Source organism: Mucilaginibacter sp. P4_D1 (assembly GCF_056401935.1).
The window spans coordinates 284545-300315 of the sequence record NZ_JBFUIJ010000002.1 but is presented as its reverse complement, the minus strand read 5'-3'; the positions used below and the strand labels follow the sequence as shown (position 1 = coordinate 300315).

Here is a 15771-nt window from a genome sequence, read left to right as displayed (position 1 = left end):
TATGAGCTGGTGGCAATATTTATTACTGGTAAACATTTACCTGGTTTTATTTTATGCGTTTTATGTTTTGTTGCTGCGTAAAGAAACCTTTTTTCAATTAAACAGGATTTATCTTGTCACGGCCGCTCTTCTTTCATTTTTTATACCCGTTATACAGGCCGATTGGGTTCAAAATCTTTTTATAACCCAGCAGGTAAAATACACCATTTATAGCCTCCCAGCTATTCAATACCAGCTTAATGCAACGGAAACCAGCCACATTAAAATGGGCGAAATATTGGCCTCGCTGTATTTATTGGGTATTTTGATTTTATCGGCAAAGCTTACCCTGCAGCTGTTTAAACTGCGCCGGGTTATGCGTATGCCCAAGGCCGAGGTTCCTTATTCTTTTTTTAAAACGGTAAAGCTAAGCGAAGATGGCCCGGATAACGCTGTTATTGAAGCGCATGAACAAGTACACGCGCAGCAATGGCATTCGGCCGATGTGCTGCTTGTAGAAATGGTAATGATCATTAACTGGTTTAACCCGGTTGTTTATCTTTATCGTATTGCAATTAAACACATTCACGAATACATTGCCGACAGGCAAGCCGTACAGGCTGGCACCAGCAAAGCCGAATACGCCTTATTATTATTAAGCCAAACGTTTAACACGCCAACCCACCGGCTGGTGAACCCCTTTTTTAACCATAGTTTGCTGAAACAACGCATCATGATGCTGCAAAAAAACAAATCGCAGCGCATCAGGCTTATTAAGTATGGTTTATCTGCACCGCTGTTCATTTTAATGTTGATCCTGTCATCTGCTACCATCAATAATAGCCAGGCCGTTACGGCTATTAACAGTAAAGCGCAGGAAATTTTTATTACCCCGGCCGCACAGGTTGATCTATCAACCGTGCTTAGCGAAAGCGAACCGATAAAAGGCGTCGAAATCAAAAGCCTGGCCGATACTACAGGCGATGCTGTGTTTTCATCGGTAGAAACATTGCCAGAGTTTCCGGGAGGCATTGGGGCTTTTAGTAAATTTATAGCATCAAATATCCGGTATCCTGTAGTAGCCAGGCAACAGCACATACAGGGAAGAGCAATTTGCACCTTTATTGTCGAAAAAGACGGTAGTCTGTCAAATATCAGGGTACAGCGCAGCGTAAGCCCCGAAATTGATGAGGAGGCGATAAGGGTTTTAAAGCTTTCGCCAACCTGGAAGGCCGGGATTCAAAATCATCATAAAGTACGTACACGGTTTTCTGTACCTATAGCTTTTACGTTAGATAAGGGCGATAAAACAGCAGACGCAGGCCAGCAAGGCGATCCGCCACCTGTAATTGAGCAATTACCGCCAAATTCAACCAATAGCGTGTTTGCTTCTGTTGAGCATTTGCCCGAATTTCCTGGTGGGGTTGAGGCATTTGTCAAATTCCTGGGATCAAATATTCGTTACCCTAAAGATGCCCGCGAAAAAGGAATACAAGGCCGGGTGATAATTACATTTGTGGTTGAAAAAGACGGCTCGCTGTCGGGCAACAAAATTGTCAGGGGAGTAAGCCGAGATATTGATGCTGAAGCACTCAGAGTGCTGGCAATGTCGCCCAATTGGTCGCCTGGCACGCAAAAGGGCAAAGCTGTGCGGGTGCAATACTCCGTCCCTATTAGCTTTAAACTGGCTGATGATAACAAGCCTGCCAAAGCCACAGAAAACAAAACAGGGAAAGTAATACCATCAAAAGATAATACCCCATCCTACACAGGGGTTGTAACCCAACAAGATACATTTAAAGGACGTGTTGCAGGCAATGCTGACCAAAAGGGCTACTTCACGATGAGAAGAGATAGCAAGACCAACGAGCCGCTTTATTTGCTTGATGGTAAAGAGATAGCCGCTGCCGGTGTAAAAAACATCGCTGTAAACTGCATTCAAAGTATTGATGTACTAAAAGACCGATCCGCCATCGACATATATGGCGACAAAGGCATCAATGGCGTTGTAAAAATTACTACGAAGAAGTAGGTGTTTTTCGATGTGCAGATATGCAGATTTCAGATGTGCAGATGATAAAAGGGGATGATGATTTGATCAGCAAATCGTCATCCCCTTTTCTTATTTATAGTAACATACCCCGTTCAATCAATCATCTGCACATTTGAGATCTACTTCGTGTACCGGTTAATAATATCCACAATCACTTTGTTTTTTTGTAATTGAGGCAGGTAATCAAATAAAATATAGTGCTTTTCCGGATCGCTTGTGAGGGCCATTTCCAGGTGGTTTAGTGCTTCGTTGTATTCGCCTTTGGCAAACAGATAGGCAACCATCCTGTAGTACAGCTCGGCAGCTTCAGGGTTGTTTTTAATGGCTTGTGATATAATCTCGATAGCGCCAACTAATCGTTGCTGCTCATACAATATAGACGAGTAATCCAGCCAGGCATCAATATCCAGCGGGTTTAGCTCAACCACCTTTTCATAAGCCTGTTCGGCCTCGGTCATGTGGCCCAGTTTGTACTCGGCATCGGCAATAGCAAACCAGTAGTCGGCATTGGCAATATCCAAATCAAGGGCTTTTTTGTAAAAATGAAGCGCCTCAAAATAGCGTTCCTCAAAATCAAGTGTAACCCCGATACCAAACCAGGCATCTGCCAGTTTTGGATCCATTTTTACCGATTTTTTATAGAATGCACGGGCGTCATCCATCTGCTCCAGCTTTTCGTAGCATTCGCCTATGGCGCAATAAGTATCGGCATTGGGCTGCTCGTACTCAAAGGTGTGGCGGTACACTTCAATAGCTTCGGCATATTTTTCCAGGTTAACCAGGGCATTACCCTTGTTAAAGTAGGCCGATGCAAAGCTATCCTTAATCAGGATGGCATAGTCATACGCATCAATAGCTTTTTCAAACAAGCTCAATTTGGTATAGGCATTGCCCAGGTTGTACCATGCGGCGTAGCTATAAGGCTCGTTGTCGATGTATTGCTGGTAAAACTGTACGCTTTCCTGCTGGTTGTCCATTACATCGTAGCAAAAAGCCAGTTCGTAAAGGGCATCCTGATTTTCCATATTTTGCTTAAGGCACAGCTTAAGATAACTTATGGCGGTATCATAATCGCCCATGTTCTGGTAAACGTAAGCTATATGCAGCAGTATTTCGTCGGTTTCCTCGGCCAGGCCAAGGGCTTTTTCATAATTTTCCAGGGCCTCGCTAAAACGCTCCATACTCTCGTACAGGTTGCCGCGAATGATGTAAATATCGGCATCTGAGGCCTCCAGCATGGCTGCTTTTTCAAGCGCTGCAAAAGCTTCGGGTACCTTATTGCCTACTACCAGTAACTGGGCCTGTTTAATTAAAAATACCGCTGCAAATGGGTGCTGATTGCGCGCATACTCTGCTACCTGTAGTGCCCTGGCCGGATCATTCTTTTCGATGTAATAGTCGATAATGTTCTCAAACGCCTGGGCATCAAAAAAGTACTGGTCTTGATTTCGAATCATTTCCTCGTACCGCTCTACCGAAAATTTGGGATCTTCAGTAAAACCAAATTCAAATTCTTCTTCCATTCAATTTTGTTTGCAGAACATCCGCTTTAGGTTAACAATTGTAATTGTCTTGTAAAGACTTATTGAAAGTCAAAATACAAATAAGTAAGCAACCAATTTGCAAATAAGTTTTCAACATTCAAACATTGTTAACAACCGTTAATTACAAAGTATTGATAATTAACAGTAATCATTAAAAACCCGCAATTCAAAAAATTGCTTCAAAGATTTCTACCTTTGGCAAAAGTAACAATTATGGGCCTTGATATAACAGACATTCTAAAACGTTTACATATAAACGATGTAAATGATGCTTTTAGTACAGGCAGCAACTGGGGCAGCAGCGCCGGTGCAGCAATAAAAAATATTACATCGCCGGTTGACGGTCAAAAAATAGCGTCGGTTAAATTTGCTACCGAAGCCGATTATAATCAGGTAGTTGAGCAGGCCGCTGCGGCGTTTAAAACCTGGCGTACAACGCCGGCCCCTAAACGAGGCGAGATTGTACGCCAGATAGGCGAGGCCCTGCGTGCCAATAAACAAGACCTGGGTACCCTGGTATCCTACGAGATGGGTAAAAGCCTGCAGGAGGGCCTGGGCGAAGTGCAGGAAATGATTGACATTGCCGATTTTGCAGTTGGCCTGAGCCGCCAGCTGTACGGACTAACAATGCACAGCGAAAGGCCAGAACACCGCATGTATGAGCAATACCACCCGCTGGGTATTGTAGGTATTATATCGGCCTTTAATTTCCCGGTAGCCGTTTGGAGCTGGAACTCGTTGTTGGCCATGGTTTGTGGCGATGTAAGCATTTGGAAACCATCCGAAAAAACACCTTTAACGGCCATTGCCTGCCAGCACATAGCGCAGGAGGTTTTAAAGAGGAATAACATAGCCGACGGTGTATTGAATTTAATTAACGGCGACCGTAACATTGGCGAACTGATGGCCAATGATACCCGGATACCGCTGGTATCGGCCACGGGATCAACCCGTATGGGTAAGGCTGTTGGCGCGGCTGTTGGCGCACGACTGGGCAAAAGCCTGCTGGAACTTGGCGGTAACAACTCCATCATTATCTCCGAAAATGCCGACCTGGATATGTCGTTAATTGGCGCCGTATTTGGCGCGGTGGGCACAGCCGGGCAGCGTTGTACCAGTACACGCCGACTCATTATTCACAAAAGTGTTTACGATACCTTTAAACAAAAACTGGTAAGCGCCTATGGCCAGATACGTATAGGCAACCCGTTAGATGAGCATAACCACATGGGGCCGCTTATTGATACCGAAGCTGTTACCCTTTATCTTAATTCGATTGAGAAATGCAAAGCCGAAGGCGGAAACTTTGTGGTAGAAGGCGGCAAGCTGGAGGGCGATGCCTATGCTTCGGGCTGTTACGTAAAACCTTGTATTGCCGAGGTAGAAAATCACTACAAAATTGTACAGCACGAAACCTTCGCCCCAATACTATACCTGATTAAATATTCAACCATCGAAGAGGCTGTTGAGCTGCAAAATGGGGTGCCACAGGGCTTATCATCGGCCATTATGACCAATAATTTACGCGAGGCAGAACAATTTTTATCCTATGCTGGTTCTGACTGTGGAATTGCCAACGTAAACATTGGTACATCGGGGGCCGAAATAGGCGGTGCCTTTGGCGGCGAAAAAGAAACCGGCGGCGGCCGCGAATCGGGATCTGATGCGTGGAAGGTTTACATGAGGAGGCAAACCAATACTATTAATTATTCAAAAACGTTGCCTTTAGCCCAGGGGATCAAATTCGACCTCTAATTTTTTTATTTTCTAATACTTGTACATGTTCAATTTTCGTCCATTTATTTTAAGCAGCCTTTTATTTTCGTCACTAACAATAAGCGTATCGTCCCAGGAGGCCGTGAAAAAGCCCGAGCCCGAACCACCAAAGTTCTGGCACCTGATGGATCTTAAAACTGAGGGTTACTTTGGCATCAGCTTAAAACAAGCTTACCTTTTTGTAAAAGGCAAGCAAAGTAAAACAGTAGTGGTAGCCACATTGGATAGTGGTATTGACACCTTGCAGAAAGACCTGAAAAGTATTTTATGGGTAAATAAAAAGGAAATTCCGGGCAATGGTATTGATGACGACCATAATGGTTATGTGGATGATATACATGGCTGGAATTTTTTGGGCGGCGCCGGAGGCAAAGCCGATTTTAACGAAACTACCGAGGAGGTGCGCGAGTATAATAAGCTGAAAGGCAAGTACGCAAATGTTACCGATAGCACCGCTACCAACAAAAAGGAATTTGCTTATTGGCAGCGCGTTAAAACTATTTATGATACCACGCTGAACAAGGCAACTACCGAAACCACGCAGCTGCAGCCTATCATGAACGCGCTGATGGCAACCAGCGGGTATATTAAACAAGCGCTTAAAATAGGGGCAAGCGGCACTTTTAGGGAAACGGATTTGGTGAACATGAAAACCGCCAACGATACGTTGAGCCAGAGTAAATATGTTTGGACAACCATATTTTCACAGGAAGGCGGCAATAAAACCAATGCCGAAATTATTAAGGATTTGAGCGAATACCTGGCTAAACTGAACAATGACCTTGCGCCCGACCTGGAAGCCCGTAAAAGAATTGTTGGCGACAATGTAGATACCATGGACCATAAGCCTTACGGTAATAACCTGTTAAAATTTGCCGATGCATCGCACGGTACAGGCGTGGCCGGGCTTATTGGCGCTGTACGCAATAACGGCTATGGAATCAATGGCGTGGCCGATAATGTGCGCATTATGGCCGTTAAAACGGTGCCCAATGGCGATGAATACGATAAAGATGTTGCCAACGCCATCCGCTACGCGGTTGATAATGGGGCCAAAATCATTAACATGAGCTTTGGAAAGAAATTATCACCTCATAAGCAATGGGTTGATGACGCGTTTAAGTATGCCGCTTCAAAAGACGTGCTGTTGGTACTGGCTGCCGGAAATGATAACGACGATATGGATAAGAATCCCGATTATCCGAATGATTTATTTGCCGATGGATCATCAACAGATGCAGATAACCTGATCAATGTAGGTGCTTCATCAGCAAAATTGGGCGATCACCTGGCCGGCGACTTTAGCAACTACGGCAAAAAGATGGTGGATGTTTTTGCCCCGGGGGTAAAGGTTACCACTGTTGATACCGATGCGGAGTTTAACACCGAGGATGGCACCAGCTTTTCGGCACCTATAACATCAGGTATAGCGGCTCTTTTATTAGAGTATTATCCCAATCTGAGCGCCAAACAGCTAAAACAGGTGATCCTGGCATCGGCCACGCCGCTTACCGGCACCATGGTTTACAAACCAGGCAGCAAAACTGACAAAGTTGATTTTACAACACTGAGCAAAACCGGCGGTATTGTAAACGCCTATAAGGCATTGCAGATAGCAGCAACCTTGCAGGGCGAGAGGAAATAGTGATTTGTTAAAGGTGCAATGAAAATTATAGGCGATAAAAGTTTATTTGCATACCAATGGGAACTTGTAGATCATGGCAAAAACGATTATTGGGGAAATTTTTGTTTTTGGATAGGGGACGTTCAAGTTGGTATTTATGAAGAATTTACGACACTGTCTATTTCTTTATCCTATCTGAAAGATTTTCTAAAGGAATCGGGAAACCGTATCTATTTCAGATCTGAAATAATACCAAAGGATGAGCTATTTTATGACGTATATGAAAAGTATTTCGACGATGATTATAAAGGAAATACGAGTGCGTCTTACGGTTATTTTAGAGATGTATTTTGGTTGGATAAAGTCGGGGAAGACAGCATAAGGGATAAGATAGGACTCATACTACTCAATGAACCTATTGAAAACCGCCAACGATTTATATGGAAAATTTATAAAACAAATCAAATTGAAGAGGCATTTATACCTACGAATTATTTTGAATTCGTTTCCCGGCAATTTATAGAGGCACTGTCTGTTGAAATTGATTCTATGGAGTAATCTACCTATCGAATATGTCTCCACAGGCGATGAGTCGATAGAAAAGTTGGCTATGGTGCCGACACATCCAATGAATACAGAAATGACAAAATAAACTATGTCATCGCGAGGTACGAAGCAATCGCGAACTATGTAAATCCGCTATGCATACGACGAGATTGCCACGCTATCGCTCGCAATGACATAATATTCTTGTCGCGGCTGGTTTCTACCGAGACACTCCACGCTATTTACTTTCGGAGATCCCTCGTCCGAAAATCTTCGCCCGCTAAAAACTACTTTTTCTTATCGGCATTAATGGGTTTTACCACATTGGCTTTGCCCGATTGATAATCAGATGGCGCTTTTTTACCGCCCTCGGCGGCAGGTTTCTTTTTTTCTTTTACGGCTTGTCTGTCCTTGCTCATGATGATTCTGTTTTATAGATGTTAATATTAGGCCAGCAAACTTGGCAGCCTGGTTTAATTTGTATTGGAAATGGTACTTAGCCGGGAGTTTCTTTTGCCCCGCCATTAAAGGAAGAAAAGGAATTGCTTTATTTTTTAAAACGCTTATCTTTGAATCGAATTACTAAAGCAATTAATTAAAGGTACTTGTTTTAAGTAATATAAAACGTTACGGCAGATTTTAAATATCAAAAAACTGTATAAATGTTTAACTTTGAAACGGTTTTTAACATACGTACGATAATATAATTATAACACAACAATAGCTACAACAATGAAAAGCTTCATTCCTACAACTACTTATGCAGTTTTAAATTATGTAATTGCCCTTTTACTAATTTCGACACTGTGGACATTTGATACCTTGCACATTGGTGGCGCGGCTTTATTTTTACCATTAATTATAGGATGGTTGCAATTGATCATGGCTATTTTTGCCAATAACAAACTGGGCTTTTTAAAAGTATTCCCGATGAGCATGCATAATGTAAACGATGTAATTATGGGTTCGTTTTTAATGTGCTCGCCTTGGGTGTATGATTTTCATTCAACTATCTGGATTCCGCAGGTACTTTTTGGTGGCGCGTTATTTATCATGGGCATCTTTACCCAAGGTTCGCCATTGATTAATAAAGAACATACATTGCAACAAGGAGGTATCACTTCAACCGATTCATTGTAATTTCGGGCTGCATAGATTATGAAATAATAAAAAAGGGGCGCAATTTGCGCCCCTTTTTTATTCAGGAGCTTTTTGTTCCTGTGCTTGTTCCCTTTCGCGCAGGTTGCGCATAATCTTGGTATATCCGCGATGCCGGTTCTGATCGTCATGCAGCGGAAATACCAGCCCGCTGCCCCAAAAAGGGTGCCATCTTTACGCATATGATAGCGTTCGTCGATAGCGCGGCCTTCTTTCAGGGCAGTTTTTAACTCCTGCTCCGGCACACCGGCTGCAACATCTTCAGGCGTAAAAAACACATCGGCGCATTTGCCTAAAATCTCATGCTCTTTATAACCCAACACCTTTTCGGCGCCGGTATTCCAGCTGTTGATGTCGCCATTGGTATCGGTAGTAATTACCGCGTAATCTTCCAGGCTTTCCAATACCTGCCTGAAAAAATCTTCGCTCATCCTGAAATAGCGGTCGTCAAATAATTCGTCCTGGGTGATGGTATCATCAATAGTATGATATTCAATAAAAATATTGCTGCTATCTACACCGCAGGCCAATTGCATCGGTTCGCGTGTAATTTTATAAAAGGTTTCGTAACCATCTGGCAGGTTGCTTAACGCCGGTTTTTGTTTTACCGGCATCATGGTAATGGTAACGGCTTCGTCGGTAAGCTGGCTGTTAATATTTACTAAAAGATAACTGTATCCTTTTTCTATCAGGTTGCCAAGCAGCTCAGGGGTTAATGGAACGCGCATTTTTGTTAAGGTTAAAACTGTTCGCTTTCCCCTCGCAAAAATGAAACCATTTGTGGTTTATAGTTAACAGAAGTGTTTTATATGTAAATAAAGTATTTAAAACACTTCGTTAAGCCCTAAAAAAAAGCCATTGGAACCATAGCTGCCGCGGGCGTAATCAAAACACATGTTTGATCGGGTGTATTTATTAAACAGCAACCTTAATCCAAAACCTGCGCCGGGCTCCCAATACCTGAATAATTTGATATCCCGCTGGTTATTGGCCGATTCGATATTTACAAAAGTAACACCGCTTAAAAGCTTATTTTTAGTTAGCGGGAACCGGTATTCGGCTTCGTTATAAACAAAGGAGGGCCCCTTAAACCGCCCTATTATAAATGCCCGGCCAATACGGCCATAAGCATCGCTTGCGGTGCCGGGTAATTCAAGGTAAGGTAGCGATCCGCTCAGGAGGTAGTTGGCCCAGTGCCAAAAGGCCAGCACGTTTTCGGGGTCGGTATCGCTCAGGCTCCAGTATTTCCTGAATTCGGCTTTTAGCTGCACTGCGTTATGGTTGCTGCCCAGCCAGCCCTGGTTTGTACGCAAAATCACATCGGCGTAAATACCTTTAAATGCCCGGTTGGGCTGGTCGCGGCTGTTGTACTGAAAATTTAGCAGGATGCCGTTTGCATTGTATCTAAAAGGATAATAGCCCTTGCGGATACTATACCTGTAGTTGTGTGTTTCTTCAACCGGGATGTTTTTGCGGTTGTCGTCAATGTTGTTATAAAAATTAAAGCTAAGGCCGGCACCCACATAAATATGGTCGGTTATTTTCCGGTAAATACGTTCGTTTATTTTTAAGTAAGTATACCTGATAGGAAACTCATCGGGGTTATCGTCAAAGTGCTGATCGCCCATATGAAAGGGTCCGTCGCCAACACTACGCCGCCCGGTGCCCAGGCCATTATCTTTGGCTATGGTTTTGCCTACCTGTAGGGTGCCCTGCAGGTTCCAGATATTTTTTGAAGTAAAAGCGTTGTGTTTAAACTCAAGTGTGGATAGGCCGTTTGTGGATATGTAAGCCCCGGCGTTCATAACCGATAATATGGTATTGCGCCTGTCTCCAAAATATTTGCCCGCGGCCGATGTTGCGCCTACGGCAAAGCCCACACTTGGATTGTAGGCTGCGGAAGGTAATACCGCCCAAAAAAAGTTTTTTTCCTGGCGGCTGGTATCTGCGGTTGCCGGTTTTTTACTGCTGAAAAAGGAATTTAAAAGACCATTGGCGTCACTCTGGGTTTTTAGCGAATCCTCTAAACTCATCCTGGTTTGCGCACGAATGGCAGTTGCGGTTGAGATAAGAAAAAGTAGCGCAAGAGCAAACCTGCAAATTAGTGAAATCAATTTAGGGCATTAATTAGTGATTGCTAATATAAACTTATCATTTTGAAAGTGCGCATGTTAAGCGGGATTTTGTTTGATTTTTAGAGAGGTATTTGTGCCGTTAAAAATTAAACAACACTTCCGCGGTAAGGTGAAAAGTCGAGATAAATAATAAAAATAGCTGCGGCGAAATCCAAGTTATAACGTACAACGTATACCTCTAAAAATCAACTCAACAAAAAAACGTATAACTTAACACGTTAAACGTACAACCTAAAATATGTGGTACGATAAACTAATTGAACAAAACAAAGTTCCGGACCTGCTTTTAAGGCAGGGGATTCGTAAATTATTAAAGCAACGCCTTGCCGATGAAAATAAAGGGGATGTAGAGGCTCAGCAGGTACATTTAATGTCGTTGATTGCCCAGCTAAAGTCATCGCCTATAGCTGTTAATACCGCTGATGCCAATGAACAGCATTACGAAGTACCAACCCAATTTTACCAGTACTGCCTGGGCAAAAATTTAAAATACTCAAGCGGTTACTGGAAGCGTGGGGTTACCGATATTGATACATCTGAAGATGATATGCTGGAACTTACCTGCCAGCGTGCCGAACTAACCGACGGCATGAATGTTTTGGAACTGGGTTGTGGCTGGGGTTCATTATCCTTGTACATGGCAGCTAAATTTCCGCAAAGCAATTTCACGGTGGTGTCCAATTCCCGTACCCAAAAAGCCCATATTGATGAGCAGGCCGATAGGCGGGGAATAAGCAACCTTACTGTGCTTACCGCCGATATGAATACTTTTACGATAGCCGATAAATTCGACAGAGTGGTATCGGTAGAGATGTTTGAGCATATGCGTAATTACCAGTTGCTGATGGCCAAAGTAGCGTCGTTTTTAAAGCTGGATGGCAAGCTGTTCATTCATATATTTACCCACAAGGAATACGCTTACCTGTTTGAGGTAATTGACCAAACCGACTGGATGAGCAAATACTTTTTTACCGGCGGCATTATGCCCAGCGACGACCTGATGTTTTATTTTAACGACGACCTGTTGGTTGAAAAACACTGGCACGTAAGCGGCAGCCATTACGGCAAAACATCCGAGGCCTGGCTAAACAATATGGATAAACACAAAGCCGAAATTATGCCATTGTTTGAGCAAACCTACGGGAAAGACCAGGCCGTGAAATGGTGGGTGTACTGGCGTATATTTTACATGGCCTGCGCCGAGCTTTGGAGCTATAATAACGGTAACGAATGGATTGTAAGTCACTATTTATTTCATAAAAAAGCAGCATGATCCGTTTTGTAATCTGCATTATATTATTGCTGATATCCTTACTCTCAATTTTTAAAGCCTTTGAATACACCATGTGGATGGTATCCATCATCGCCACAGAGTTTTGCTGGGTGTTTATGCTGTTTAGTTTAGCCGCGCTTTTGTCGGGATTTTTTTCGGCAAAATACCAACTCGCCGGAACGATTACGGGTGTTTTGGCCCTTATTTTATTTACCACACCAATAATTAGGGCCTATAATGTAGCCGCAAATCTTAAGCAGAATTTTACCGCAGCGTTTGGCCCGGGCAGCACTATTATTGATGGTGCCAATACACAGCCACCGTATAGTTTTTTTAATATGTTCAGGGGAAACAAGGAGGTTGCATTTAAAACCTATATCTACAATAAGTACCCGGATTTAAACCTTACGATGGATTATTTCCCATCGCAAAAAGTGGGTAACCGGCCCTGCGTAGTAGTTGTACATGGCGGTTCATGGAATAAGGGCGATAATAAACAACTGCCCCAATTAAACAGCTACCTGGCAAGCAGGGGTTATAATGTGGCTGCCATAACTTATCGCCTGGCGCCCAAATACCAAACGCCTGCGCCGGTTGAGGATGTGCATGCCGCTTTTGCCTACCTGCGTGCACATGCAGCGGAGTTACATATCGATACCAACAATTTTATTTTGCTGGGCCGGTCGGCCGGGGCGCAGATAGCTTTGCTGGCTGCTTACACCTTGCATGAGCCTGGCCTGAAAGCAGTAATTGATTATTATGGCCCGGCAGATATGGTTTGGGGATATTCCATACCATCAAGCCGGTTGATCATGGACTCGCGTAAAGTGATGCGCGATTACATCGGGGGCACCTATCAGCAGGTACCGCAAAAGTTTGCGGCTTGCTCGCCACTGGAGTTTGTGGGTAAGCAAGCCTTGCCTACATTGATCATCCACGGCGAAAACGATGTATTGGTATCGCCCGAGCACAGCCGCAGGTTAAACCTGAAGCTAAAACAAAACGGCATCAAGCATTTTTACTTAAAACTGCCCTGGGCCACCCACGGCTTTGATTTTAATTTAAACGGGCCTGGCGGGCAGCTGGCTACCTATACTGTTGAACGCTTTTTAAATACGGTAACAAAATAACATGTTAAAAACGGCTATTATAGGCACCGGTATTGCCGGTATGGGCTGCGGCCATTTCCTGCACCCCAACAGCGACCTTACTTTTTACGAGCAAAATAACTATGTTGGCGGCCATACCAATACTGTAACGGTAGACGAAGAGGGTAAGCCCGTATATGTAGATACCGGCTTTATGGTTTTTAACTATCATACTTACCCCAACTTGTGCCGACTGTTTGCCGAGATTGGCGCGCCGGTTAAAAAAACAGATATGTCGTTCAGTGTGCAACATGTGCCTACCGGGCTGGAGTATTCGGGTTCGAGTGTAAACCACTTGTTTGCACAGCGCAAGAACATTTTCAATATTAAATACATTAAGATGCTGATGCAGATTGGCAGGTTTAATAAAGAGAGTGTTAAAATTGTTGACGACCCGAAGTATGCCAGTTATTCGATAGGCCGGTATGTAAAAGAGTTTGGTTTTGGAGAAGAAATGCTGTGGAAATACCTGGTGCCCATGAGCTCGGCCGTATGGTCAACCCCGATGGAGCAAATGCTGGATTTTCCGGCGGTAACGCTTATCCGATTTTTTCAGAACCATGGCTTTTTAGGGCTGGATACCCAGCACCAGTGGTATACGTTGGAGAAAGGAAGTCAATCGTACCGGGAGATCCTGATCCGGCCGTTTAAAGACCGTATTCATATAAACCGCAAAGCTACCAGGGTTGTGCGTACCCCTGATGGAAAAGTAACGGTATATGCAGCCGATGGCTCGCAGGAAACATTCGACAGGGTGATTATAGCCACACACGGCGACCAGGCCCTTGCCTTGCTGGATACGCCTACGCCGCGCGAGCACAGCCTGCTATCCTGCTTTAAATACCAGTACAACAAAGCCACCCTGCATACTGATGAAAGCATTATGCCCAAAACCAAACTGGCCTGGGCCAGCTGGAATTACCGCATCCAAAATGAAAAGGGCAAACTTAACCCCAGCACCATTTACTGGATGAACATGCTGCAGGGCGTATCAGATAAAAAGAACTATTTTGTATCTATCAACCCGCACGATAACATCGACCCCAAAAAGATCATCCGCGAGATTGATTATCACCACCCTTTGTTTGATGTGCCCGCCATAAACGCGCAGGAGCAGTTGTATAAGCTAAACCTTGATGGGCCGGTTTATTTCTGTGGCAGTTATTTTAAATACGGCTTCCACGAGGATGCCTTTGCCAGCGCCGTTAAACTTTGCTCGCAATTGCTGGGCAGGCCGGTGTATGATGAAAGTGTGGCGATCCAGCCGGCGGTGTAGGCATCTTAAGCACTTTCCCGGAAAATAGGTAGCCCCGAGGGGGCAAAAAGATCTTTGTTTTTTGTGCTACAAACGGGTAGCCTCTACGAGGCATACCAGCATTGCACTTTTGCCTCGTAGAGGCTACCCGTTTGTAGAAGATATTGTCTCTCCCTTTTTTGCCTCGTAGAGGCTGCCTGATCCTTTTGACGCTCGTAATTTCCGGAATTTAAAACACCTAATTTTTCGGTAAGCTACCGGCCTTGCTAAACCAGTTGGCCATTTATTCCGTATATTCATACATGGCAATCACCGCTATCAATTCCTGCTTATACAAGGCAAAAGTGATGCACCACCGGCTTGCGCCAAAGGTGCATAGCTTTCACTACGAGGTGTTTATGTTTTACCTCGACCTGGACGAGATTGATAGCCTGGGCAAAAGCCTGAAGCTGATGAGCCGTAACCGGTTCAACCTGTTCAATTTCAGGGATAAAGACCATTTGCAACTGCCGCGCGAAAATCCGGATGCCTCCAAAAACATCCGCCAGCATATCACCGCTTATCTGCAACAAAACGGCGTGGATATTGGTGCCGGCCGTATCATGGTGCTTACCAACCTGTGCACCATGGGCTACCAGTTTAACCCGGTATCGTTTTATTTTTGCTATCACGAAAACGGGCAAATTGCCTGTTCAATAGTGGAGGTTTGCAATACCTTTCTGGAGATGAAGCCATACTTTTTAAGCGCCGGGGCTATGCAAGGCGATCAGTTTAAACTGAACACCGAAAAATACTTTTATGTATCGCCGTTCATCGATATGGATACCAATTTTGATTTCGACCTGCACATCCCCGGCGAAAAACTGGACGTGAGAATTGATGATTTTGATAAACAAGGCAACCGTTTTTTTATCAGTACGTTAAAAGGAGTAAGAAAACCCCTTACCGATGCCAACCTGTTGCTTTATTTTATCAGCTTCCCGCTCATCACCCTAAAAGTAATTACGCTTATACATTGGCAGGCTTTGAAGCTTTGGCTTAAAAAAATCCCTTTTCATAAAAAAGACGATCAAAAAGAACTGCAAAAAGAAGTGTTCAGACCTTTTGGAAGAGAACCAAGAGGCAAGAATCAAGAGTTAAGACAATAAAAAGTGCTTGAATATAAAAGCTATCAGTTTAGTGGCTTTTTCTTGATCGAAATTAAATATAAAAATTGATCATTGTTTTTGTCTTTCTTGATTCTTGAATCTAATTTCTTGACTCTTTCATATGCCTTATTG

12 protein-coding genes and 1 pseudogene are annotated in these 15771 nt (G+C 43.8%); 9 read left to right on the top strand and 4 right to left on the bottom strand.

The genetic code is table 11. The annotated features are described in order from the left end of the window. The first annotated feature begins 1 nt into the window (after position 1). Positions 2–2011, top strand: a complete 2010-nt coding sequence (locus tag AC1DV1_RS03160; RefSeq protein ID WP_477355108.1) for a TonB family protein — start codon at positions 2–4, stop codon at positions 2009–2011. Between the two features lie 140 nt (positions 2012–2151). On the opposite strand, the gene AC1DV1_RS03155 is transcribed toward AC1DV1_RS03160, so the two are convergent. Then, positions 2152–3555, bottom strand: a complete 1404-nt coding sequence (locus AC1DV1_RS03155) for a tetratricopeptide repeat protein (RefSeq protein WP_090638257.1) — start codon at positions 3553–3555, stop codon at positions 2152–2154. A gap of 234 nt (positions 3556–3789) precedes the next feature. On the opposite strand from AC1DV1_RS03155, the gene amaB reads away from it, so the two are divergent. Genes amaB through AC1DV1_RS03140 form a run of 3 tightly spaced genes read left to right on the top strand, consistent with a single transcriptional unit; the run spans position 3790 to position 7534 of the window. Then, a complete protein-coding gene (gene amaB / locus AC1DV1_RS03150) occupies positions 3790–5331 on the top strand; it encodes an L-piperidine-6-carboxylate dehydrogenase (protein WP_477355473.1) in 1542 nt (513 codons plus the stop codon). Positions 5332–5356: 25 nt separating this feature from the next. Beyond that, positions 5357–6997, top strand: coding sequence for a S8 family serine peptidase (locus tag AC1DV1_RS03145; protein WP_477355105.1), 1641 nt, complete (start codon positions 5357–5359; stop codon positions 6995–6997). A gap of 18 nt (positions 6998–7015) precedes the next feature. After that, positions 7016–7534: an Imm42 family immunity protein gene (locus AC1DV1_RS03140; protein WP_477355102.1), complete on the top strand. Its 519-nt coding sequence runs from the start codon at positions 7016–7018 to the stop codon at positions 7532–7534. A gap of 275 nt (positions 7535–7809) precedes the next feature. Here AC1DV1_RS03140 and AC1DV1_RS03135 read toward each other — a convergent pair whose 3' ends face one another. Continuing rightward, positions 7810–7941, bottom strand: coding sequence for a hypothetical protein (locus tag AC1DV1_RS03135; protein WP_262713510.1), 132 nt, complete (start codon positions 7939–7941; stop codon positions 7810–7812). 313 nt (positions 7942–8254) lie between these two features. On the opposite strand from AC1DV1_RS03135, the pseudogene AC1DV1_RS03130 reads away from it, so the two are divergent. Beyond that, a pseudogene (locus AC1DV1_RS03130) lies at positions 8255–8521 on the top strand (SPW repeat domain-containing protein); the annotation flags it as partial. A gap of 2 nt (positions 8522–8523) precedes the next feature. On the opposite strand, the gene AC1DV1_RS03125 reads toward AC1DV1_RS03130, so the two are convergent. After that, complete coding sequence (locus AC1DV1_RS03125; protein WP_477355099.1) at positions 8524–9408, bottom strand: PAS domain S-box protein; 885 nt, start codon at positions 9406–9408, stop codon at positions 8524–8526. A gap of 96 nt (positions 9409–9504) precedes the next feature. Beyond that, complete coding sequence (locus tag AC1DV1_RS03120; RefSeq protein WP_477355096.1) at positions 9505–10713, bottom strand: BamA/TamA family outer membrane protein; 1209 nt, start codon at positions 10711–10713, stop codon at positions 9505–9507. 340 nt (positions 10714–11053) lie between these two features. Here AC1DV1_RS03120 and AC1DV1_RS03115 point away from each other — a divergent pair, with 340 nt between their 5' ends. The 4 genes from AC1DV1_RS03115 (at position 11054) to AC1DV1_RS03100 (ending at position 15639) form a co-directional block, all read left to right on the top strand. After that, positions 11054–12088 carry an SAM-dependent methyltransferase gene (locus AC1DV1_RS03115; RefSeq protein ID WP_477355093.1) on the top strand — a complete coding sequence of 345 codons (1035 nt, stop codon included), beginning with the start codon at positions 11054–11056 and terminating at the stop codon, positions 12086–12088. After that, positions 12085–13218, top strand: coding sequence for an alpha/beta hydrolase fold domain-containing protein (locus tag AC1DV1_RS03110; protein WP_477355089.1), 1134 nt, complete (start codon positions 12085–12087; stop codon positions 13216–13218). Before AC1DV1_RS03115 ends, AC1DV1_RS03110 begins: the two co-directional genes overlap by 4 nt. Before the next feature lies 1 nt (position 13219). After that, entirely contained in the window at positions 13220–14512 is a 1293-nt protein-coding gene (locus AC1DV1_RS03105) for an NAD(P)/FAD-dependent oxidoreductase (protein ID WP_477355086.1), read from the top strand. Between the two features lie 281 nt (positions 14513–14793). Beyond that, positions 14794–15639 (top strand): DUF1365 domain-containing protein, encoded by an 846-nt coding sequence (locus AC1DV1_RS03100; protein WP_477355083.1) that lies wholly within the window; start codon positions 14794–14796, stop codon positions 15637–15639. The last annotated feature ends 132 nt before the right edge of the window (positions 15640–15771 follow it).

Excerpts from the sequence above, each read along its gene's own strand:
- AC1DV1_RS03155 (WP_090638257.1), bottom strand. The coding sequence starts at position 3,555 with ATGGAAGAAGAATTTGAATTTGGTTTTACTGAAGATCCCAAATTTTCG.
- AC1DV1_RS03145 (WP_477355105.1), top strand. The coding sequence starts at position 5,357 with ATGTTCAATTTTCGTCCATTTATTTTAAGCAGCCTTTTATTTTCGTCA.
- AC1DV1_RS03100 (WP_477355083.1), top strand. The coding sequence starts at position 14,794 with ATGGCAATCACCGCTATCAATTCCTGCTTATACAAGGCAAAAGTGATG.
- AC1DV1_RS03115 (WP_477355093.1), top strand. The coding sequence starts at position 11,054 with ATGTGGTACGATAAACTAATTGAACAAAACAAAGTTCCGGACCTGCTT.
- AC1DV1_RS03160 (WP_477355108.1), top strand. The coding sequence starts at position 2 with ATGAGCTGGTGGCAATATTTATTACTGGTAAACATTTACCTGGTTTTA.
- AC1DV1_RS03135 (WP_262713510.1), bottom strand. The coding sequence starts at position 7,941 with ATGAGCAAGGACAGACAAGCCGTAAAAGAAAAAAAGAAACCTGCCGCC.
- AC1DV1_RS03125 (WP_477355099.1), bottom strand. The coding sequence starts at position 9,408 with ATGCGCGTTCCATTAACCCCTGAGCTGCTTGGCAACCTGATAGAAAAA.
- AC1DV1_RS03105 (WP_477355086.1), top strand. The coding sequence starts at position 13,220 with ATGTTAAAAACGGCTATTATAGGCACCGGTATTGCCGGTATGGGCTGC.
- AC1DV1_RS03140 (WP_477355102.1), top strand. The coding sequence starts at position 7,016 with ATGAAAATTATAGGCGATAAAAGTTTATTTGCATACCAATGGGAACTT.
- AC1DV1_RS03110 (WP_477355089.1), top strand. The coding sequence starts at position 12,085 with ATGATCCGTTTTGTAATCTGCATTATATTATTGCTGATATCCTTACTC.
- AC1DV1_RS03120 (WP_477355096.1), bottom strand. The coding sequence starts at position 10,713 with ATGAGTTTAGAGGATTCGCTAAAAACCCAGAGTGACGCCAATGGTCTT.
- amaB (WP_477355473.1), top strand. The coding sequence starts at position 3,790 with ATGGGCCTTGATATAACAGACATTCTAAAACGTTTACATATAAACGAT.